The 20,721-nt window shown below is 71.4% G+C and carries 18 protein-coding genes and 1 tRNA gene; 8 read left to right on the top strand and 11 right to left on the bottom strand.

Annotated features, from left to right (window positions below):
• Positions 1 to 32: 32 nt before the first annotated feature.
• Positions 33 to 635: a hypothetical protein gene (locus tag ABZX67_RS16010; RefSeq protein ID WP_355360019.1), complete on the bottom strand. Its 603-nt coding sequence runs from the start codon at positions 633 to 635 to the stop codon at positions 33 to 35.
• Between the two features lie 661 nt (positions 636 to 1,296).
• The gene (locus tag ABZX67_RS16005) at positions 1,297 to 1,419 is read right to left on the bottom strand and encodes a hypothetical protein (RefSeq protein ID WP_355360016.1); all 123 of its coding nucleotides are present in this window, start codon (positions 1,417 to 1,419) and stop codon (positions 1,297 to 1,299) included.
• 181 nt (positions 1,420 to 1,600) lie between these two features.
• Here ABZX67_RS16005 and ABZX67_RS16000 point away from each other — a divergent pair, with 181 nt between their 5' ends.
• The 3 genes from ABZX67_RS16000 (at position 1,601) to ABZX67_RS15990 (ending at position 5,756) form a co-directional block, all read left to right on the top strand.
• Positions 1,601 to 2,536, top strand: coding sequence for a F510_1955 family glycosylhydrolase (locus tag ABZX67_RS16000; protein ID WP_355360013.1), 936 nt, complete (start codon positions 1,601 to 1,603; stop codon positions 2,534 to 2,536).
• 293 nt (positions 2,537 to 2,829) lie between these two features.
• Positions 2,830 to 4,275 carry an MFS transporter gene (locus ABZX67_RS15995; protein WP_355360010.1) on the top strand — a complete coding sequence of 482 codons (1,446 nt, stop codon included), beginning with the start codon at positions 2,830 to 2,832 and terminating at the stop codon, positions 4,273 to 4,275.
• Between the two features lie 182 nt (positions 4,276 to 4,457).
• On the top strand, positions 4,458 to 5,756 hold the full coding sequence (locus ABZX67_RS15990; protein WP_355360055.1) for an MFS transporter: 1,299 nt from the start codon (positions 4,458 to 4,460) through the stop codon (positions 5,754 to 5,756).
• Between the two features lie 97 nt (positions 5,757 to 5,853).
• On the opposite strand, the gene ABZX67_RS15985 is transcribed toward ABZX67_RS15990, so the two are convergent.
• The 4 genes from ABZX67_RS15985 to ABZX67_RS15970 form a co-directional block, all read right to left on the bottom strand.
• Positions 5,854 to 6,582 (bottom strand): DUF2470 domain-containing protein, encoded by a 729-nt coding sequence (locus ABZX67_RS15985; RefSeq protein ID WP_355360007.1) that lies wholly within the window; start codon positions 6,580 to 6,582, stop codon positions 5,854 to 5,856.
• An 84-nt stretch (positions 6,583 to 6,666) separates the two neighbouring features.
• Entirely contained in the window at positions 6,667 to 8,631 is a 1,965-nt protein-coding gene (locus ABZX67_RS15980; protein ID WP_355360004.1) for an ABC transporter permease, read from the bottom strand.
• A 28-nt stretch (positions 8,632 to 8,659) separates the two neighbouring features.
• Positions 8,660 to 9,442, bottom strand: a complete 783-nt coding sequence (gene modA, locus ABZX67_RS15975) for a molybdate ABC transporter substrate-binding protein (protein WP_355360001.1) — start codon at positions 9,440 to 9,442, stop codon at positions 8,660 to 8,662.
• 101 nt (positions 9,443 to 9,543) lie between these two features.
• The gene (locus tag ABZX67_RS15970) at positions 9,544 to 9,939 is read right to left on the bottom strand and encodes a helix-turn-helix transcriptional regulator (protein ID WP_355359998.1); all 396 of its coding nucleotides are present in this window, start codon (positions 9,937 to 9,939) and stop codon (positions 9,544 to 9,546) included.
• Positions 9,940 to 10,343: 404 nt separating this feature from the next.
• Between ABZX67_RS15970 and ABZX67_RS15965 the strand changes: the two genes are divergently transcribed.
• The gene (locus tag ABZX67_RS15965; RefSeq protein ID WP_355359995.1) at positions 10,344 to 11,093 is read left to right on the top strand and encodes a hemolysin III family protein; all 750 of its coding nucleotides are present in this window, start codon (positions 10,344 to 10,346) and stop codon (positions 11,091 to 11,093) included.
• Between the two features lie 359 nt (positions 11,094 to 11,452).
• On the opposite strand, the gene ABZX67_RS15960 is transcribed toward ABZX67_RS15965, so the two are convergent.
• Positions 11,453 to 11,608: a DUF6131 family protein gene (locus ABZX67_RS15960; RefSeq protein ID WP_355359992.1), complete on the bottom strand. Its 156-nt coding sequence runs from the start codon at positions 11,606 to 11,608 to the stop codon at positions 11,453 to 11,455.
• A 611-nt stretch (positions 11,609 to 12,219) separates the two neighbouring features.
• Positions 12,220 to 12,293, bottom strand: a tRNA-Gly gene (locus tag ABZX67_RS15955).
• A 488-nt stretch (positions 12,294 to 12,781) separates the two neighbouring features.
• Here ABZX67_RS15955 and dcd point away from each other — a divergent pair.
• Both dcd and ABZX67_RS15945 read left to right on the top strand, forming a co-directional pair.
• On the top strand, positions 12,782 to 13,357 hold the full coding sequence (gene dcd, locus ABZX67_RS15950; RefSeq protein ID WP_355359988.1) for a dCTP deaminase: 576 nt from the start codon (positions 12,782 to 12,784) through the stop codon (positions 13,355 to 13,357).
• Between the two features lie 2 nt (positions 13,358 to 13,359).
• Positions 13,360 to 13,857 carry a phosphoribosyltransferase gene (locus ABZX67_RS15945; protein WP_355359986.1) on the top strand — a complete coding sequence of 166 codons (498 nt, stop codon included), beginning with the start codon at positions 13,360 to 13,362 and terminating at the stop codon, positions 13,855 to 13,857.
• A 65-nt stretch (positions 13,858 to 13,922) separates the two neighbouring features.
• Here ABZX67_RS15945 and ABZX67_RS15940 read toward each other — a convergent pair whose 3' ends face one another.
• The 3 genes from ABZX67_RS15940 to ABZX67_RS15930 form a co-directional block, all read right to left on the bottom strand.
• Positions 13,923 to 14,807: a Yip1 family protein gene (locus tag ABZX67_RS15940; RefSeq protein WP_355359983.1), complete on the bottom strand. Its 885-nt coding sequence runs from the start codon at positions 14,805 to 14,807 to the stop codon at positions 13,923 to 13,925.
• 174 nt (positions 14,808 to 14,981) lie between these two features.
• Positions 14,982 to 17,237 (bottom strand): (Fe-S)-binding protein, encoded by a 2,256-nt coding sequence (locus tag ABZX67_RS15935; RefSeq protein WP_355359980.1) that lies wholly within the window; start codon positions 17,235 to 17,237, stop codon positions 14,982 to 14,984.
• Between the two features lie 83 nt (positions 17,238 to 17,320).
• Positions 17,321 to 17,866 (bottom strand): sugar transferase, encoded by a 546-nt coding sequence (locus tag ABZX67_RS15930; RefSeq protein ID WP_355359977.1) that lies wholly within the window; start codon positions 17,864 to 17,866, stop codon positions 17,321 to 17,323.
• A gap of 250 nt (positions 17,867 to 18,116) precedes the next feature.
• Between ABZX67_RS15930 and dnaK the strand changes: the two genes are divergently transcribed.
• Both dnaK and grpE read left to right on the top strand, forming a co-directional pair.
• Positions 18,117 to 19,964, top strand: coding sequence for a molecular chaperone DnaK (gene dnaK, locus ABZX67_RS15925; protein ID WP_355359974.1), 1,848 nt, complete (start codon positions 18,117 to 18,119; stop codon positions 19,962 to 19,964).
• Entirely contained in the window at positions 19,961 to 20,698 is a 738-nt protein-coding gene (gene grpE, locus ABZX67_RS15920) for a nucleotide exchange factor GrpE (RefSeq protein ID WP_355359971.1), read from the top strand. The genes dnaK and grpE overlap by 4 nt, the downstream gene beginning before the upstream one ends.
• The last annotated feature ends 23 nt before the right edge of the window (positions 20,699 to 20,721 follow it).

The following is a 20,721-nucleotide window of genomic DNA, read 5'->3' as shown; positions in this document are numbered from 1 at the left end:
GCACCTGCCAGAGAGAGGGGGACGGAACAACCCTACGGGAGCCGGTGAGGACCCCGGCCGTGGTGGGCGATCTCACTCCGGGCGCGGGACCGTACGACCGTCACCGCCGCCCGCGGCCGCCGTTGGACAGGCATGACCGTGATCTTGTCGACCTCCGCGCCGTGGCTCTTCTCCTCGGAGGAGACCTTCAGCATGCGCCCGTTGCACTCCGCCCAGTTCGGCAGCACCTGGATCGTGGACGTGCCCGCCGCGGCCCTCGCCCCGCTGGCCGCCGGGCCGGACGCAGCCCGCAGGCTCTGGGCGCGCCGCGGGTATCTGGAGGGCAGCCGGGCGAACCAGGCGCTGGCCCGGATGCTGCGGGAGCGGCCGGAAGACTTCGGCGCCATCGGGCACATCGTGCTCGGCGCGGACGCCGTGGAGGTCGAGCCCGGCGTCCGCAGCTTCAGCGGGCTGCTGCACGTCATCGCCCCGGAGTGCATCGACGGCCTGCAGCGGCTGAAGGTCGTCGCCGACGCGGCCGCGTACGGCGACGCCTCGGTGCTGGAGCGGTCGGTGATGCGGCTGGAGGTCGTGTGCGGTGACGACCAGCGCGACCGGATGCGCCGGCTCCACGGCTTCGCGGACGCGTACCTCAACCCCGCCACCGCGCAGGACCGCCTGGTCCGCTGCCCCGTCATCCGCCGCCTCATGGACGCCGACTGGGAGCGTGAGGGCACCTTCGATCCGCGCCGGGGCCTGACGTCCACCGCGGGCCTCCCGGTCTTCGACATGGCCGAGGTGACGCGCGCTCTGGCCTGCGTATCCCCGTCCCCGCGACCCGACGCGGCGCACCTGACCGCGTCCGACGGCGGCCTGGAGCTGCTGTGGAACGACCTCTCCGGGCCGCTCTACCGCGAGCTGTTCCACGGCCGCATGACCCCCGTCGGCGTCCTGCGCGCGGTGGAGGCCCGGCGAGCGGCCCGCGCCGCACTCGACGCGCTCCCGAAGAGGCGCCTGGAGGGGTACGGCCACCTGATCCGGTACGCGCCCGAGCTCGTCCAGTGGCAGGCGTGCCGCTTCCTCCCCGTGGACGAGCTGCACGACGCCCGGTCCACCTACGCCTGGCAGGACGCCATCGACCACCGCCTGCCGGCCGAGACGGTCGCGGCGGCGGACCGGCTGGTCGCGCGCTACGAGCGGGTGCGCCCGAGGCCGGGGGCGGGCGCGTACAAGCGGTACAAGCAGGAGACGTCGGAGTACGGCTGTGGCGGGAGCTCCTCGGCGCGTGACGGCCCGCGCGGCGGCCCGCCCGCAGGATCACGCGAAGGGCGGTGGCGGCGACGCGGTGTCCGGTCCGCGCAGCAGGCGCTCCTCGTAGCGGCCCAGCGCGAGCATGGCGCACAGGAGGAGGGGCGGTATCAGGAGGGCTATGAAGATCACGGCGGATCCTTCCGAAGGAAGCCTTCCTTTCCCGCGTTGCCGCCCGGAAGGGGCGAAAACCCCACTTCTGACAAGAAGTCGGCGCATCGGCCGCAGGCCCAGAAGCGGATGGAGGTACGGCCGGCGTTGTCCGAGGTAGGGTCCCGCACGACCGCGACCACGGACACGAGGTGCACCGCGCATGACCGCCTTCACGGACCCGTCCCGCCGCCCGCGTACCCGCCGCCGTCACGTCGCCGCCACGGGCGCACTCGCCGCCACGGCCCTGCTCCTCGCCGCGTGCGGCGGCGAAGGCTCCCCGGGCGGCGACGCCTCGGCGGGGCCCGCCGACGACCACGGCGCGGAGCACGCCCCCGCCGTGCACAGCCACATCCACGGTCTGGGGATCGACCCCGCCGACGGCCGGCTCTACGTGGCCACCCACGAAGGCGTCTACACCGCGGACGGCTCTGGGAGGCCCCGACTGGTCGGGGACAGCAGGGACGACTTCATGGGCTTCACCGTGGCGGGGGACGGGACGTTCCTCGCCAGCGGCCACCCGGCCCCCGGCAGCGGCGAGCCCGCGAACCACGGGTTGATCAGGAGTACCGACGCCGGAAAGTCCTGGACGACCACCTCCCTCAAGGGGGAGGCCGACTTCCACGCCCTGGACCACGTGAAGGGCACCGTCTACGGCTACGACAGCACGGGCGGAATCCTGCGCGTCAGCGAGGACGGCGGCGCCACCTGGAAGGACCGGGCCCGGCTGCAGGCCCTTGACATCGCGGTCAGCCCCGCCGACCCGGACCGTCTCGTGGCCACCACGACGGAGGGCGTGGCGCGCAGCACGGACGGAGGCAGGAACTTCGCCCGTGGTGAGCAGCCCGCGATGGAGTTCGTCTCCTGGGCCTCGCCGGACGCGCTGTACGGCATCGACTTCACGGGCGCCCTGCACCTCAGTGGCGACGGCGGCACCACGTGGAAGAAGACGGCCACCGTGCCCGGCGGGCAGCCCCAGGCCCTGACGGCCGTCAGCGCCGGACACCTCCTCGCGGCCACTCAGGACGGCGTGTACGAGTCCAAGGACGCCGGCAAGACCTTCACCAAGCGCCTCACCGTGGCGAACGGCAGCCACTGACGCAGACGGTCACGGCGGAGCCGACGCCTCCTCCCACCCCGGCTCCGTCTGCGCCCCCGCCCCCGTCCCCGTCTCCTCCGCCTCCCCGCACCGCACCGCACCCGACGCGGATTCCACGGTCGAGGCGTACTTCGCGGCGCCCCGACAACCCCCACCGGCTCGACGCCGACGGCACCGGCCGCGAAGCCGATTGGCAAGCCAACCCCCCTTCCGGGAATACCCGCACCCCGTATATTGTCCGAGCTCTACGAGATACCCCTAGGGGGTATCCGTCTCAGTGAAGGGGCAGAGTGATGTCAACCGCCAATCCGCGGCGCTGGTGGGCACTTCTCGTGCTGGCCACCGCCCAGTTCATGGTCATCATGGACACCTCCATCATCGGCGTGGCGCTTCCGGAGATGCAGCGTGACCTGGGCTTCTCCCCGGGCGATCTCCAGTGGGTGTTCAACGCGTACGTCATCGCCTTCGGCGGTCTGCTGCTGCTGGGCGGGCGGTTGTCCGACCTGCTGGGGGCCCGCCGCGTCTTCGTCTCCGGATGGGTCGTCCTGATCGCCGGCTCGGTGGTCGCCGCGGCCGCGAGCACCGCGTGGGTCGAGGTCGTCGGACGCGCGGTGCAGGGCGTCGGCGGGGCGCTGATCGCGCCGGCCTCGATGACGCTGCTGACGATGCTCTTCGGGCACGACCCCAGGGAGCTGGGCAAGGCGCTCGCCCTGTACGGCGCGGCGGCCCCGGCCGGCGGCACCGCCGGGGTGTTCCTCGGCGGCGTCTTCACCGAGTGGGCGAGCTGGCCCTGGGTCTTCGTCATCTACGTACCGATCGGCATCGCCACCCTGCTGGCCACCGGTCTCCTCCCGGCGGTCGCCGGACGGCGGGGCTCGGTGGACGTCCTCGGCGCGGCGGCCGTCACCGCCGGTCTCGCGCTCGCGGTGTTCGCGGTCGTACGCGCCCCCGAGGTCGGCTGGGGCGACGCGCAGACCGTCCTGGAACTCACCGGCGCGGCCCTTCTCCTGGCGCTGTTCCTGGTCGTCCAGCGGTCGGTCAAGGCCCCGCTGATGCCGCTCGGCGTCTGGCGCACCCCGGGCCTCGGCGTCTCCAACCTGGCGATGGCGCTGCTGGGGGGCGCGTGGATCCCCATGTGGTACTTCCTCAACCTCTACCTCCAGCAGGTGCTGGGGTACGGGGCGTTCGCCAGCGGCGCGGCGCTCCTGCCGATGACGGGGCTGCTGATGGTCTTCATGACGCTCGTCACCGCCCGGCTGCTGGGCCGCTTCGGGGCCAAGCCGCTGATCGCGGGCGGCCTGCTGGTCCTCGCGGCGGGCCTGGTGTGGCTGTCGGCCGTCGAGCCGACCGGCACGTTCCTGGTCGACGTGCTGCCCGCGTCCCTGGTGGCGGCGACGGGCATGTCCCTCGCCTACATACCGGCCATGATGTCGGCGATCTCCGGCGTACCGCAGGAGCAGGCCGGTCTGGCCTCCGGCATCGTGAACACCACCTACCAGGTGGGCTCCGCCCTCGGCCTGGCCGCGCTCACCGCACTCGCCACCTCGCAGGGCGCGGGCGCGCTGGGCGACCTGCCGGCGCTGACCGACGGCTTCGCCTCCGCGTTCCTGGGCGCCGCCGCGGTCGCCGCGGCCGGTGGCCTACTCACCCTCCTGCTGATGCGGGGCACGAAGTCCCCGGCCGCGGCCGCCCCGGCCGAGGCGCCGGCGTCCGCGGCGGGCGAGCGGGTGGGCTCCTGACCCATGGACGGCTGCTGCCGCACCCCACCGAAGAACGAACCCGGGCCACCCGGCACCGCCACGGTGCCGGGTGGCCCTTTCCGTTCGTACGAGGAGGAGAGCCGCTCCACGCTTCCTCATTGACGGCGAACTACCCGTCACGCAAGGGTTCTTGGGTGCTCAAGGACGAATCGACACCACGCGTGGACCCGGACGCCCCTCCCGCCGCCGACCCGCCGGAGAATCTGCGGCGCGTGGCCGTGGCCAGCTTCATCGGTACGGCCATCGAGTTCTACGACTTCTACATCTACGGCACCGCCGCCGCGCTCGTACTGAACCAGGCGTTCTTCCCCACGCTCTCGCCGCTCAACGCCACCCTCGCCTCCTTCTCCACCTACGCGGTGGCCTTCGTCGCGCGGCCGTTGGGGTCGGTGCTCTTCGGCCACTTCGGTGACCGGGTCGGCCGCAAGTCCGTTCTCGTGGCCTCCCTGCTGATGATGGGCCTGGCCACCGCGCTCGTCGGGCTGCTGCCCGGTTACGCCTCCTGGGGTGTGTGGGCCCCGGTGCTCCTGGTGCTGCTGCGCTTCGTGCAGGGCCTCGGCCTCGGGGGCGAGTGGGGCGGGGCGGCGCTGCTCGCGGTGGAGCACGCACCGCCCGGGCGGCGCGGACTGTACGCGGCGTTCCCCCAACTGGGCCCGTCGGTCGGCTTCTTCGCCGCGACCGGCGCCTTCTGGCTGCTGTCGGCGGCGCTGGACGACACGGCGTTCCGCACCTGGGGCTGGCGCATCCCGTTCCTGTTCTCGTTCGTGCTGGTGGGGGTCGGCCTCTTCGTACGGCTGAAGATCAGTGAGACGCCGGTGTTCGCGCGGGTGGCGGCGGCGCGGGAGGCGAGCTGGGTGCCGTTCGTCGAGGTGCTGCGGCGGCATCCGCGCGAACTGCTGCTCGGCGCCGGCGGCATGGTGGTCGCGTACGGCCTCTTCTACACGGCCACGACGTACTGCCTCGCCTACGCGACCGCCGAACTCGGCATGGACCGCGGCGTCGTGCTCGCGCTGTCCCTGGTCGCGTGTCTCTTCCTGGCCGCGGGCACGTGGGTGGCGGCGACCCGTTCCGACTCCGTGGGGCGACGCACGCTGGTGCTCGCCGGTACCGGCCTGGCCGGTCTGTGGGGCCTGGTCCTCTTCCCGCTGCTGGACACCGCGCAGCCCGTGCTGGTGGCGCTGGCCCTCGGTGTGGCGCTGTTCCTCATGGGGGTCGTGTACGGCCCGATGGGCGCGTACCTGCCGGAGCTCTTCCCCGCGCGGGTGCGCTACTCCGGGGCTTCGCTCGCGTACAGCCTCGGCGGGGTGCTGGGCGGTGCCGTCACCCCGCTCGTGGCCACCCGGCTGCAGGCGTCCTTCGGGTCGGCGTCGGTGGGCTGGTACGTGGCGGCGATGGCCGTGGTGTCGGTGCTGTGCGTGCTCGCGCTCCCGGAGACCAGGGACCGCGAGCTCGGCGCGTGACGCGGTGGCGGCGTGTACAGCGCGGCGGCGAGGGGCGCGGCGCGGATGATCGCCGCCACGACGTCCCCCCGGGCGGCGGGCGGCGTGGGTCCTCGTGTCATGGCCGCTGGAACATGCGGCGGCGGTGGGAGCAGGCGCGCGCGGTGGCCAGGAGCTCCTGGAGCCGGTCGCCCGCCTCGTCGGCGTTCCGCATCGGGCGGGGGAACGGCAGGCGGACGTCGTGGTGGCCGCGGGGGTGTTCGAGGCGGAGGGTGAGGGCGTACCGGTCGAGGGCGAGGGGGAGTACGCGTACGACGCCTTGGAGCCGGTGCGGGTCGATCAGGCGCGTCAGCCGCTCGACCGCCTCGGGGTGGGAGTCCGCGAGGTGGATGAGCATGGCGGGCTCGTGCGTGGCCAGCGGATCGGGCGCGGTGAGGACGATCTCGTCGAGGCCGACGTGGAGGACCCCCTCGGCCGTCTCCAGGGTGGCGCGGGCCGCGTCGAGCCGGAGGCCCACCGTGTCGGCGTCCGGCGCCGGGGCGACGGGGGTCAGCCAGCCGGAGAGGGTCACCCGGGCGCGTACCCGCTCCCGTACGGCGGTGGGGGCGATGTCCGTGAACTCCACGAGCGCGGCCAGACCGCCCCGGGGAGCGGCCGCGGCCCGCCCGGCGAGGCAGCTGCCCGCGGGCAGCCGGAGCCCGAGACGGCCGCGGTCGTCCACGTGGTGAACGTCCATCAGAGAGCAGCTGTGGCCGTCCGTGGTCACGGTCAGGGACGTCGCCGCGGCGAGGACGGATCGGACCCGTTCCGCGGGGGTCGGCTCGGCGGCGCGTACGTCGGCGCTCACGGTCTCCACCTCCAGTTAGGTAAGGCTAGCCTAAGCTAGCGTGGAGGTGCGGGTCGGCGCCAGTACGCGCGGGAGTTCCGGCCCCTAACGGGTCACCAGGGTGACCTCGGTGGCCTTGACGCTCGTGAACACCGGTGTGCCGTCGGCCAGTCCCAGGTCCGCGGCGGCCGCCGGGGTGATCTCGGCGACGAGGTCCGGCGCGTGGTCCGAGGTGACCAGCACCCGCATGCGGCTGCCGACGGCCGTGATCTCCCGTACGGTCCCGGGCCAGGCGTTGCGCGCGCTGCCGGTGGGCCGGTCGCGGTGGAGGGAGACCGCCTCGGGCGGGATGATCGCGAGGGCGTCGGTGCCGGCGGCCACCGGCTCGGCGGCGACGACGGCCGTGCCGTCGGGAAGCGCGAGCCCGTCGGCGGTGGCGGTGCCGGGCCAGGCGTTGCGGCCCAGCATGCGCGCCACCCAGGGGGAGCGGGGGTGGCGGGTGACCTCGGCCGGGGTGGCGTCCTGGAGCGCGCGGCCGTCCTCGAGGACCAGGACGCGGTCGGCGAGCGAGACCGCCTCGACGGGGTCGTGGGTGACGATCAGGCACACGCCGCCGAAGCCGTCGAGGTGGCGGCGCAGGGTGTGGCGGACGTGGGCGCGGGTCGTCTGGTCCAGCGCCGCCAGCGGCTCGTCGAGCAGCAGCAGCCGCGGCCGGGCGGCGAGCGCGCGGGCGAGGGCGACCCGCTGGGCCTGGCCGCCGGACAGCTGGGCGGGCCGGTGGTGGGCGAGGTGCCCGACGCCGAGGCGGTCCAGCCACTGCTGGGCGGCGGCCCGGGCCTCGGCGCGCGGCACACCGCGGGTGCGCAGCCCGTACGCGGTGTTGGCCAGGGCCGACAGGTGCGGGAAGAGCGCGCCGTCCTGGGGCACCCAGGCGACACCGCGCCGGTGCGGCGGCAGGTCGGTCACGTCGGTGTCGCCGAGGCGGAGGCGGGCGTGGGCCCGGTCGGTGAGCGCCAGCAGGGCCCGCAGGAGGGTCGTCTTGCCCGCGCCGTTGGGCCCGACGACGGCGATGGTGGTGCCGGGCGCGGCGTCCAGGACCAGGTTGTTGAAGCCGCCGACGTCGGCGTGGAGGGCCCACCGGTGAGCGTCGGCGGGTACGGGCGCGGAAGCGGATTCGGGTACGGGTCCGGGTGCGGCGGGCGCGGCGGGCGCGGTGCCGTCGCCCCGGTCGTCCGGCAGGGACTCCCGAGCGGTGCGCGCGCCGTCGCGGGGCCCCGCGGTCCAGCGGCCGCGCAGCGCGATGAGCACGGCCATGGCGATGGCCAGCAGCAGCAGGGAGACGGAGGTCGCGGCCTCCGGCTGGTCCTGGAGGAGCAGGTACACCTGGAGCGGCAGGGTCTGGGTGCTGCCGGGCAGGTTGCCCGCGAAGGTGATGGTGGCGCCGAACTCGCCCAGCGCCCGCGCCCACGTCAGCGCGGCGCCCGCCACGAGACCCGGCGCCACCATCGGCAGGGTGACCGTGCGGAACACCCGGAACGGCGAGGCACCGAGGGACGCGGCGGTCTCCTCGTACCGCTTGTTCAGGCCGGCGAGCGCGCCCTCCAGGCTGACCACCAGGAACGGCATGGAGACGAAGGTCGCCGCGACGACCGCGCCGGAGGTGTGGAACGGCAGCGTGACGCCGAACCAGTCCTCCAGCCACGGCCCGAGCACCCCGCGCCGCCCGAAGGCGAGGAGCAGCGCCACGCCGCCCACGGTCGGCGGCAGCACCATCGGCAGCAGCACCAGCGACCGGACGAGCGCCTTGCCGGGGAACTCCACCCGGGCCAGCAGCCACGCGAGCGGCACGCCGAGCAGCAGCGACAGCCCGAGCGCCCAGAAGGACACGACGAAGGACAGCCGCAGCGCCTGGAGGGACTGCTCGGTGCCGAGGTGCGCCGCCAGCTCGCCCCAGGAGGTGCGCGTCAGGATGCCGACGAGCGGCAGGAGCAGGAAGGCGACCGCCAGCAGCGCGGGCAGCGCCAGGGCGACGGGCGCGTGGCTGCGGCGTTGCGGGCGGAAGGGTTTCATCGGTGCGTCCAAGGGGAGTGTCGGGGGATTACGGCTTCTGGAAGCCGGCGTCCTGGAGGATCTTCTGCCCCTCGGGGCCGGCCAGCCAGGCCACGAAGGCGGCGGCCGCCTCGGCGTTCCGGGAGTCCTTCAGCGTGGCGGCCGGGTACGCGGCGATGGCGTTCTGCGCGTCGGGGATGGCGACGGCGTCGACCTTGTCCGGGGCGCTGTCGGCGTCGGTCTTGTAGACGAGACCGGCGTCCGCCTCGCCGAGCTCGACCTTGCTGAGGACGGCGCGGACGTTCGGCTCCTGGGAGACCGGCTTCACCGTGATCTTCTGCGCGTCGAGGATCTGCTTGCTGTACTTGCCGGCCGGTACCTCGGGCGCGGCGAGGACGACCTTGAGCCTCGGGTCGCCGAGGTCCTTCAGTTCGTCGACCTTCTCGGGGTTGCCCTCGCCGACGGCGATGACCAGGCGGTTCTTCGCGATCACGGCCGGGGTGCCGGTCTCGTCCCGCACGCCGTCCATGCTCTTGGTGTCCGCCGTGATCAGCGCGTCGGCGGGGGCGCCCGCCTTGACCTGGGCGACGAGCTCCTGGGAGCCGGCGAAGGAGAAGGTGATCCTGGTGCCGCGGTGGCTCTTCTCGTACGCGGCCCCCGCGGTCTTGAAGACGTCGGTCAGGGAGGCGGCGGCCAGCACGGTCAGGTGCGCTTTCGGCGCGGCGTCCTTCGCGCCCCCATCGCTCCCGCCGTTGCCGCAGGCGGCGAGCGGTACGAGGAGGGCGGCGGTGACGACGGCGGCGGCACGGCGCCGGGCGCGGGTCTGGGACATGGGAGTCGGCTCCTGGTGTGACGTGCGCGGTGCGCGGTGAACGGACGAGCCGCGCCGGGACGGCGACGCCGCTGACACGGGGCTTGCGGACGATCAGGCGCCTACGTGCGGTCGATGTGCACGTTGGTGGACTTCACGCGGGCGGTGGCCCGCATGCCGACCTCCAGCCCCAGTTCCTCGACGGCCTCGCGGGTGAGCAGGGAGACGAGTCGGTGGGGCCCGGCCTGGATCTCGACCTGGGCCGCGACATCGCCGAGCTTGACGGCGGTGACGATGCCGGGGAAGGCGTTGCGGGCGGTGGTGTACGCGTCGTCTTCGTCTCCCGGGCCGCCCTGGGCGACCTCGACGGCGAACGCGGCCAGGTCCCGGCCGTCGATGAGGCGGCGGCCCGCTCCGTCGCGGTGGGTCGCGACCCGCCCGGCGTCCGCCCAGCGCCGCGCGGTGTCGGGACTGACGCCCAGGAGCCGCGCGGCCTGGCCAATTGTGTAGGACTGCATGTGCGCCACGCTAGGCCTGTTTGCCTCTTATCTGCAAAGCTTCGGGGCATTCTCCATGGCAGATGGGAGGTGCTTCGGGCGATCCTCCACTACCGGTGCTGCCCTGCCCCTGCCGAGGGGGGTGTCACCGGGCCCGCAGCCCCGGTCGGCTGTTCCGCCGGATTCCCGTGCTCGGCGGCCTTGCGCCGGCGGGCTTCGCAGAACGAGTACAGGCCGAACAGCAGGAGGCCCGCAGCGGCGGCGATCAGCAGGGCAGGCCGGCTTCGCTCTCCTGCGGACCGCCGGGATCACCTGGGTGGCGAGGCGCGATGAGGCGGACCTCTGGGGCCCCGTTACGGTCAGGTCCCTAGCATGTGCACGTGGTTGCCCGTGATTCCCAGCAGTCCGATCCGGGAGGGGAAGCAGTGTCCCGAGAAGACGCCGAAGCCCGCAGTACCGGCCTTTTCTCGGGATCGCAGGGCGACGGGGCCGCCGAGGACTCCCGCCCGGTGGCCGACCTGGTCGAGCGGGCAGCCGATCTGGTGGACCCGATCAAGCCGAGGCTACGAGGCTGGCTTCACGCCGGCATGGTCCCCGTGTCGCTGGCAGCGGGCATCGTCCTCATCTGCCTGGCAGGGACGCCACAGGCCGTGCTGGCCTGCACCGTCTACTCCGTCACGGCCTGGCTGCTGTTCGGGACGAGCGCCGTCTACCACCTCGGCACCTGGGGACCGCTCGGTGAGGCGGTTCTGCGCCGCCTCGATCACGCCAACATTTTCTTGATCATCGCCGGCACGTGTACCCCGCTCGCCCTGCTCCTGCTCTCCCCGGACCAGTGGTCCGTCCTGTTGTGGATCGTGTGGACGGGCGCGCTGGTCGGCATCGCCTTCCGTGTCCTGTGGATCGGAGCTCCCCGCTGGTTGTACACCCCCTGCTACCTGGCTCTGGGCTGGGCGCCCGTACGCTACCTGCCCGACTTCCTGCACAGGGGCGGGGTGGCCGTGGTCTCCCTGATCGTGGCCGGCGGGCTTCTCTACAGTGCGGGCGCGGTCGCCTACGCCCTTCAGCGCCCCAACCCCGCACCCCGCTGGTTCGGTTTCCACGAGGTCTTCCACGCGCTGACAGTGGCAGCCTTCACCGCCCACTACATCGCCGTCTTCCTTGCCGCTCACTGAGCGGTCGTGAGGTGCGGGCCGACCCACCCACTCGCCGGCCGTCCGGAGGACCGCGTGAGGGCCGGTGGTCCACCCCCGCGGAACGAGGTGGGCCGGCCCCCACCGTCAGAACGTGGTGGGCCTGCCTCGGCGCGAGCGCAGTACCGAGCGCATCAGCAGGTACAGCACGGCGACGACGAGGAGCAGCACCCCGGTGGAGAGCAGGTACAGCATTCCGTCCGCGACGCGCCAAGGACGATCAGGGCGATGGCCCCGCTGAGCAGGATCAGGAAGAGGAACACCGCACTTACGCCTCCCTGTGCCAGGGCGGCCTGGTGTAACTCGACCACGGGGGCTGCGTCGGCTCGGAGCCGAGCCGCCTACCAGTAATGACGGCGTCCGCCGACCGCGTGACCGACCGCCCCGAGGATCCACAGGATGACCCCGATCACGACCAGGACGATTCCGATCGTCCACAAGATGGAAATGCCGGCCACGAACCCGATGACGAGCAGGATGACCCCGAGAACGATCATGGTGACCTCCAGCCTCGCAGGTACCTCTACTCCAGCGTAGGCGCAAACGGTCGGGGTGGCCTGTCAGGCTGTCGGGCTGTTCCTGCCCTCCAGCGGGCAGGAACAGAAGCCGTCCGACCGGCAAGCCGATCAGACGTCGAAACCCCATCGGCGCAGCAGATCCAGCCCGCCGAGGGCGAACAACCCGAGACCGAGCAGCCCCAGCGGCACCCGGTTCACTGTCTTGGTCTCGGGATCAGCGTCATCCACAGCGCCGCCCCCGCACCATCGAGGCGGTGCGGCGGCAGCGCTGTCTCAATATGCGGGCAGAGGACTTTGCGATCCGAGCCACTTCCGCCAGAGGGAACGTTCCTCCGGCGGGTGCACATGCAAGTGTCAGCGCGCAACAGAGAGTTGTGGCCGATGGGGGCGGCCGCACTACGGGCACCACCGCGCCCGCCCTCCTGGGCCATGACCACCAGGCCGAAGATCAAGTCACTGAGGTCGGCGGCTCGCAGGTCGAGATCCGCGGTCAGGGCATATAGCGGAGTTGGGGCACGCGGAGGGCACGGCAACCCTGACCTGGTCCAGACAACAAGAAAGCCCCGGGCCACTGGCCTGGGGCTTCTGCATGGAGCGGGTGACGGGAATCGAACCCGCGCTCTGAGCTTGGGAAGCTCATGTTCTACCATTAAACTACACCCGCGTAATACGGACCGGAGGACCGGTCTCGCATCGTCGCTCACTGTACCTCATCGAAGGCCCCCGGTGTATCGCGCCGCGGGGTCTTCGTGCTGCGTGGCGGGGTGGATCGGTGTGCGGGCGCGGTCAGTTGAGGCGTACCGTGGGGGTGCGGAGTGCCGCCTGGAGTGGTGTCCTGTTGATCCCCTAATGTGGCTTTCTCGTCCACGCATTGGTTGGGGAAGGGACTTGATGGACTCCATGGAGCGCACCGTCGTCCGCTGTGCCGAGGGGCACGTGTTCAGCACCGCTTCGTTCCCGATGCAGCAGCTCGGTGCCGGGCGGATCGGGCCCGGGCGGCTCATTCGGTGTCCGCGGTGTGCGCGGTTGCGGCATGCCGTGCCCGTCGTGCTCGAGCGGCGCTAGGGAAACACCCCTGGCGAGCGGGTGATCGGGGGCGCGCGGGGACCGGCCGGTTGGGGCGGGCCCGCGCGCTCTGCGTATCCTCGGGGAGTGCTTCTCTCAGACATGGACATCCGGACCGAGATCGACGCGGGAAGGGTGCGTATCGACCCGTTCGATGACTCGATGGTGCAGCCGTCGAGCATCGACGTGCGTCTCGACCGCTACTTCCGGGTGTTCGAGAACCACCGCTACCCGCACATCGACCCCGCGGTCGAGCAGGCGGATCTCACCCGGCTGGTCGAGCCCGAGGGGGACGAGGCGTTCATCCTCCACCCCGGCGAGTTCGTGCTCGCGTCGACGTACGAGGTCATCAGCCTGCCCGACGACATCGCCTCGCGGCTGGAGGGGAAGTCGAGCCTCGGGCGGCTGGGTCTGGTGACGCACTCGACCGCCGGGTTCATCGACCCCGGGTTCTCGGGGCACGTGACGCTGGAGCTGTCGAACCTCGCCACGCTGCCGATCAAGCTGTGGCCCGGGATGAAGATCGGGCAGCTGTGCATGTTCCGGCTCAGCTCGCCCGCGGAGCATCCGTACGGCTCGGAGAAGTACGGCTCGCGGTACCAGGGGCAGCGGGGGCCGACCGCCTCGCGGTCCTACCAGAACTTCCATCGGACGCAGGTGTGAGCATGAGTGACGTACGGGAGAACCTGACCTACGAGAAGTTCGGGACCGCGATCCGCGAGCTCGCGCAGACCATCGCCGACGACGGGTACGAGCCCGACATCGTGCTCTCCATCGCCCGCGGTGGTGTGTTCGTCGCGGGCGGTCTGGCGTACGCCCTGGACTGCAAGAACATCCATCTGGTCAACGTGGAGTTCTATACCGGTGTGGGCACCACGCTGGAAATGCCCGTGATGCTCGCGCCGGTTCCGAACGCGATCGACTTCAGCGACAAGAAGGTGCTCATCGCCGACGACGTCGCCGACACGGGCAAGACGCTGAAGCTCGTGCACGACTTCTGCCTCGGGCACGTCGCCGAGGTGCGCAGCGCGGTCATCTATGAGAAGCCGCACTCCCTCGTGAAGTGCGAGTACGTGTGGAAGAAGACCGACGAGTGGATCAACTTCCCCTGGAGCGTCGAGCCGCCGGTCGTGAAGCGTGAGGGCCAGGTCCTCGACGCCTGACGTCGCACCACCGAGAAGGCCCCCGCCGGTCGGCGGGGGCCTTCGTGCGTCGGTACGTCAGAGGCTCAGAACGCGCCCAGCTTCAGCAGCGACAGCAGCGCCACCAGCTGGATCGCCGACGCGCCCAGCGCCTTCGGCCACGGCAGGTCGTGCGACGTGCGGACCATCGAGGTGAGCAGCGCGCCCGCCACCAGCCAGGAGAGCCAGCCGATGACCTGGACCAGGGCGTTCTCGCCGCCCAGGAACATCGCGAACAGCAGGCGGGGCGCGTCCGTCATCGACATGATCAGCATGGACATGCCGACCGTCGGCTGCCACGCCCCGTCGCCGCCCAGCTGGCGCGCCAGGGTGTGCGTCACGGTGCCCAGGATCAGGCCGCCGATGACGAAGATGACGCCGGTCACCAGGACGGACGGGATCGCCGTCGAGAGGGTGGCGTTGATCGCCTCCTCGCGGGCCTGGTCGAAGCCGAACAGCGCCAGCAGGCCGTAGACGAAGGTGACGATCAGGGCCGGGGCCCAGACGGCGTGGTCGCGCATCTGCAGGAACGTCGGCCCCGGGCGCAGCACGATGCCGCTGAGCAGCTGCTTCCACGGCAGGCGCGGGCCCGCCGGGGCGGCGGCGGGGGCCGCTCCCGCCTGGTACGTGGCGCCGTCGCCGTACTCGCCGTACTGCGCGTACTCGGCGTCGTGGATGCTGAAGGCGCGCGTGTGGCCCGGCTGGTTCGCCGCGTACGGGTCGTGCGGGGCCTGTGGGGCGTGCGGGGCGGCGGGCGCCGCCTGCTGCGCGTAGGGGTCGCCGAAGTACTCCGGTTCCCCGTACGGCTGCGGCGCCTGCTGCTGCCCGTACGGGGGCGGCGGCGCGCTGCCGTACGGCGCCTGCTGCGGTGCCTGCGGGTGTTGTTGCGGGGTGCGGTTGTCCCGGCCGCGTCCGATCCTGAATCCAGCCACGTCACTGAACGTACCCGGTCCCGCCGGTTCCGGCGTCCGGGGTGGGGACGGAAGGCGCCTTTGCTGCGGAGCTGTGACATCCCCTAGGGGCCCCTCCAGGGCATTTCCCCGAGCACAACGCGAACGGCCGGGCCCGCCCCGAGGCGGTCCGGCCGTTCCCTGCGTGCGTACCGGCTACTTCACCGGCTCCGGCTCCGCCGCCGGCTCCTCCGCGTCCTCCACGGGCTTCTTGACGGAGTCCAGCAGCAGCTGGGCCACGTCCACCACCTGGAGGGACTCCTTCGCCTTGCCGTCGTTCTTCTTGCCGTTCACGGAGTCCGTGAGCATGACGAGGCAGAACGGGCAGGCGGTGGAGACGATGTCCGGGTTGAGGGACAGCGCCTCGTCGACGCGCTCGGTGTTGATGCGCTTGCCGATCCGCTCCTCCATCCACATCCGCGCGCCGCCGGCGCCGCAGCAGAAGCCCCGCTCCTTGTGGCGGTGCATCTCCTGCTGGCGCAGGCCCGGGACGGCCGACATGATCTCGCGCGGCGGCGTGTAGACCTTGTTGTGGCGGCCCAGGTAGCACGGGTCGTGGTAGGTGATCAGGCCGTCGACCGGCGTCACCGGGAGCAGCTTGCCCTCGTCGATGAGGTGCTGGAGCAGCTGCGTGTGGTGGATGACCTCGAACTCGCCGCCCAGCTGCGGGTACTCGTTCGCGATCGTGTTGAAGCAGTGCGGGCAGGTCGCGACGATCTTCTTCGACGACTTGGGCTTCTTCGTCGACTCGTCCTCGTCGTCCTCGCCGAACGCCATGTTCAGCATCGCCACGTTCTCCTGGCCGAGCTGCTGGAACAGCGGCTCGTTGCCCAGGCGGCGGGCGGAGTCACCGGTGCACTTCTCGTCGCCGCCCATGATCGCGAACTTCACGCCCGCGATGTGCAGCAGCTCCGCGAAGGCCTTGGTGGTCTTCTTGGCCCGGTCCTCCAGGGCGCCGGCGCAGCCGACCCAGTAGAGGTAGTCGACCTCGGAGAGGTCCTCGACGTCCTTGCCGACGATCGGGACCTCGAAGTCGACCTCCTTGGTCCACTCGACGCGCTGCTTCTTGGCCAGGCCCCAGGGGTTGCCCTTCTTCTCCAGGTTCTTGAGCATCGTGCCGGCCTCGCTCGGGAAGGCGGACTCGATCATCACCTGGTAGCGGCGCATGTCGACGATGTGGTCGACGTGCTCGATGTCGACCGGGCACTGCTCCACGCACGCGCCGCAGGTGGTGCAGGACCACAGCACGTCCGGGTCGATGACGCCGTTCTCCTCCAGCGTGCCGATCAGCGGGCGCTCGGCCTCGGCGAGGGCGGAGGCGGGGACATCGGCGAGGGCCTCGGCCGAGGCCTTCTCCTCGCCCTCCATCGTCTTGCCACCGCCGGCCAGCAGGTACGGCGCCTTCGCGTGCGCGTGGTCGCGCAGCGACATGATGAGGAGCTTGGGGGAGAGGGGCTTGCCCGTGTTCCAGGCGGGGCACTGCGACTGGCAGCGGCCGCACTCGGTGCAGGTGGAGAAGTCGAGGAGGCCCTTCCAGGAGAAGTGCTCGACCTGGGAGACGCCGTAGACGTCGTCCTCGCCCGGGTCCTCGAAGTCGATCTCCTTGCCGCCGGACGTCATCGGCTGGAGCGCGCCGAGGGCGGTGGAGCCGTCGGCGTTCCGCTTGAACCAGATGTTCGGGAAGGCGAGGAAGCGGTGCCAGGCCACACCCATGTTGGTGTTGAGCGAGACCGTGATCATCCAGATCATGGTCGTGCTCAGCTTGATCATGGCGAAGAGGTAGACCAGGTTCTGCAGCGCGCCGACGCTCAGCCCCTTCAGGGCCAGGACCAGGGGGTACGAGGCGAAGTACGCGGGCTCGTAGTGGTCCACGTGGTGCAGCGCGCCCTCGAGGCCGCGCAGCACGTAGATGGCGAGGCCGATGGTGAGGATGACGTACTCGACGAAGTACGCCTGGCCCATCTTCGAGCCGGCGAACCGGGACTTGCGGCCGGGGCGCGAGGGCAGGTTCAGCAGGCGGATGACCATCAGGACGGCGATGCCGAGGGTGGTCATCGCGCCGATGAACTCGATGTAGAGCTCGTACGGCAGGAAGCCGCCGAGGACCGGCAGCGTCCAGTCGGCCTGGAAGAGCTGGCCGTACGCGGTGACGATCGTCGGCGGCAGCGTCAGGAAGCCGACCGCCACGAACCAGTGGGCGATGCCCACGATGCCCCACTGGTTCATCCGCGTGTGGCCGAGGAACTCCTTCACCAGCGTGACGCTGCGCTGGTAGGGGTTGTCGGTCCGGGTGCCGGCGGGGACCGGCTGGCCCAGCTTGAAGTGGCGGACGAACTGGCCGATGGCGCGGGCGAGCAGCGCAACGCCGACCACGGTCAGGGTCAGCGACACAATGATCGCGGCGAGTTGCATGGAGGCTCCTCGGGCCTGCGAGGGTGGGAGAACTTAGGTACTACTAAGCGGTAACTTATTCAGTTCGAGCTGAGCGTACCCACTTATTCCGCCGCACTGTAGCCGCGCACGCGGTGATCTGCGTCGCTCGCCCGCCCCGTGGGCGCGAGGGCCCGCAGCAGCAGCGCCAGGTCCAGTCCGAGCCAGTGGTGCTCGACGTAGTGCTGGTCGAGCAGGAGCGGTTCGTCCCACGGGAGCGCGGAGCGCTGCCGCTGCCGCAGCTGGGCGAGGCCGGTCAGGCCGGGGCGGACGCTCTGACGCCAGGGGGCGGCCGCGCCCGGGGCGCCGGGCGGCAGCGGCGCGGGGCCCACGAGCGACATCTCGCCGCGCACGACGTGGGGCAGCTGCGACAGCAGGCACAGGCGGCGGTGGCGCGTGGCCAGCCGGCGCAGGGTGAAGAGGCGGCCCGCGAGGCCGGTTCTGGTGTCCCGTACGAGGAGGCCGCCGGGGGGTCTTCGCACGGCGACGGCGAGGGCGGCCGCGGCGAGCAGCGGTGCCGCCAGGGCCAGCAGGGCGGATCCGAGGGCCAGGTCCAGCAGGCGCTTGAGGCCCGGGTCCGGGAGGCGTGGGGGATGCAGGGGTCGTCGCATGGCGGGCACCCGACCGTTCCAGGAAAACGCGGCTAGCGCGGCTTTTGTCACCTTCCCTGAACAATCGCATGGTCCGGTAGGGCCTGGGTAGAGCATGCCGGTATGCGGCGGGTCGGGCTCCGGTCACGCACCGCGCTTGCGCATAAGCCCCCGATGAAAGTTGAGTGAGGCTGACTCAGGTCTGTTGACTCGGTCCTGCCGGTCGTGCATCCTTGAGCCTGTTCCACTCAAGTCAGCTGGAGGAATCGAAATGGCACGTGCGGTCGGCATCGACCTGGGCACGACTAACTCCGTCGTCAGCGTTCTGGAAGGCGGCGAGCCCACCGTCATCACCAACGCCGAGGGCGCCAGGACCACGCCGTCCGTCGTCGCCTTTGCCAAGAACGGCGAGGTGCTCGTCGGCGAGGTGGCCAAGCGTCAGGCGGTCACGAACGTCGACCGGACCATCCGGTCCGTCAAGCGTCACATGGGCACCGACTGGAAGATCGAGCTCGACGGGAAGAACTTCAACCCGCAGCAGATCTCCGCGTTCATCCTGCAGAAGCTGAAGCGGGACGCCGAGGCGTACCTGGGCGAGAAGGTCACCGACGCGGTGATCACCGTCCCGGCGTACTTCAACGACTCCGAGCGCCAGGCCACCAAGGAGGCCGGTGAGATCGCGGGCCTCAACGTCCTGCGCATCGTCAACGAGCCGACGGCCGCCGCCCTCGCGTACGGCCTCGACAAGGACGACCAGACCATCCTGGTCTTCGACCTCGGTGGCGGCACCTTCGACGTCTCGCTGCTGGAGATCGGCGACGGCGTCGTCGAGGTGAAGGCCACGAACGGCGACAACCACCTCGGTGGTGACGACTGGGACCAGCGCGTCGTCGACTATCTGGTCAAGCAGTTCCAGTCCGGCCACGGCGTGGACCTGTCCAAGGACAAGATGGCCCTCCAGCGCCTCCGCGAGGCCGCCGAGAAGGCCAAGATCGAGCTGTCCTCGTCCACCGAGACCTCGATCAACCTGCCCTACATCACGGCGTCCGCCGAGGGCCCGCTGCACCTGGACGAGAAGCTCACCCGCGCCCAGTTCCAGCAGCTGACCGCGGACCTGCTGGAGCGCTGCAAGGTTCCGTTCCACAACGTCATCAAGGACGCGGGCATCCAGCTGTCCGAGATCGACCACGTCGTTCTCGTCGGTGGCTCGACCCGTATGCCGGCCGTCGCCGAGCTCGTCAAGGAGCTGACCGGCGGCAAGGAGGCCAACAAGGGTGTGAACCCGGACGAGGTCGTCGCGATCGGCGCCTCGCTCCAGGCCGGTGTCCTCAAGGGCGAGGTCAAGGACGTCCTGCTGCTCGACGTCACCCCGCTGTCCCTCGGCATCGAGACCAAGGGCGGCATCATGACCAAGCTGATCGAGCGCAACACCACGATCCCGACCAAGCGCTCGGAGATCTTCACCACGGCCGAGGACAACCAGCCGTCGGTGCAGATCCAGGTCTACCAGGGCGAGCGCGAGATCGCGGCGTACAACAAGAAGCTCGGCATGTTCGAGCTGACGGGCCTGCCGCCGGCCCCGCGCGGCGTCCCGCAGATCGAGGTCTCCTTCGACATCGACGCCAACGGCATCATGCACGTGACCGCGAAGGACCTGGGCACGGGCAAGGAGCAGAAGATGACCGTCACCGGCGGCTCCTCGCTGCCGAAGGACGAGGTCGACCGGATGCGCCAGGAGGCCGAGCAGTACGCGGAGGAGGACCACCGCCGCCGCGAGGCCGCCGAGACCCGCAACCAGGGCGAGCAGCTCGTCTACCAGACCGAGAAGTTCCTCAAGGACAACGAGGACAAGGTCCCGGGTGACGTGAAGACCGAGGTCGAGTCCGCGCTCGAGGAGCTGAAGGAGAAGCTCAAGGGCGAGGACACCGCGGAGATCCGCACCGCCACCGAGAAGGTCGCGGCCGTCTCCCAGAAGCTCGGCCAGGCCATGTACGCCGACGCCCAGGCCGCGGGCGGGGCCGCCGGTGCCGGTGAGGCTCCGGGCGCCGCCCAGGGTGCCGACGACGACGTGGTCGACGCCGAGATCGTCGACGACGAGAAGCCGAAGGGGGCCGCATGACGGAGGAGACCCCGGGCTTCGAGGAGAAGCCCGACGTCCCCTCTGGCGCCGCCACTCCCGACGACGCCGCCGAAGCCGCCGACGCCACGTCCGCCGCGGGCTCCACGAGCCCCGCGGACGACGGCCCGGCGGCCCCGGCCGGGGACGTACACGCACAGCTGGCCGGCCTGACGGCCCAGCTGGACCAGGCCCGCACGGCGCTCGGCGAGCGCACCGCGGACCTCCAGCGGCTCCAGGCCGAGTACCAGAACTACCGCCGCCGCGTCGACCGCGACCGGGTCGCGGTCAAGGAGATCGCCGTCGCGAGCCTCCTGACCGAGCTCCTGCCCGTGCTCGACGACATCGGCCGCGCCCGTGAGCACGGCGAGCTGGTGGGCGGCTTCAAGTCGGTGGCCGAATCGCTGGAGACGGTCGCCGCCAAGATGGGCCTGCAGCAGTTCGGCAAGGAGGGCGAGCCCTTCGACCCGACGATCCACGAGGCACTCATGCACTCGTACGCGCCGGACGTCACCGAGACGACCTGCGTCGCGATCCTGCAGCCCGGGTACCGGATCGGCGAGCGGACCATCCGGCCCGCGCGCGTCGCGGTCGCCGAGCCCCAGCCGGGCGCGGCGCCCAAGGAGGCCGACGCGGCCAAGGACGCCGACAAGGACGCCGCCAAGGGGTCCGGCCCGGAGTCCGCGCAGGAGAACAAGTCCGCCGACGAGGAGAGCGGTGGCCCCGAGGAGGGCTGACGCGATGATCGTCCGAGAGGAGG

It is taken from the genome of Streptomyces sp. NPDC003036 (genome assembly GCF_040611175.1).
Taxonomy (GTDB): Bacteria; Actinomycetota; Actinomycetes; order Streptomycetales; family Streptomycetaceae; genus Streptomyces.
The sequence above is the reverse complement of the archived record's forward strand: the minus strand, read 5'-3'. Positions and strand labels throughout refer to the sequence as shown.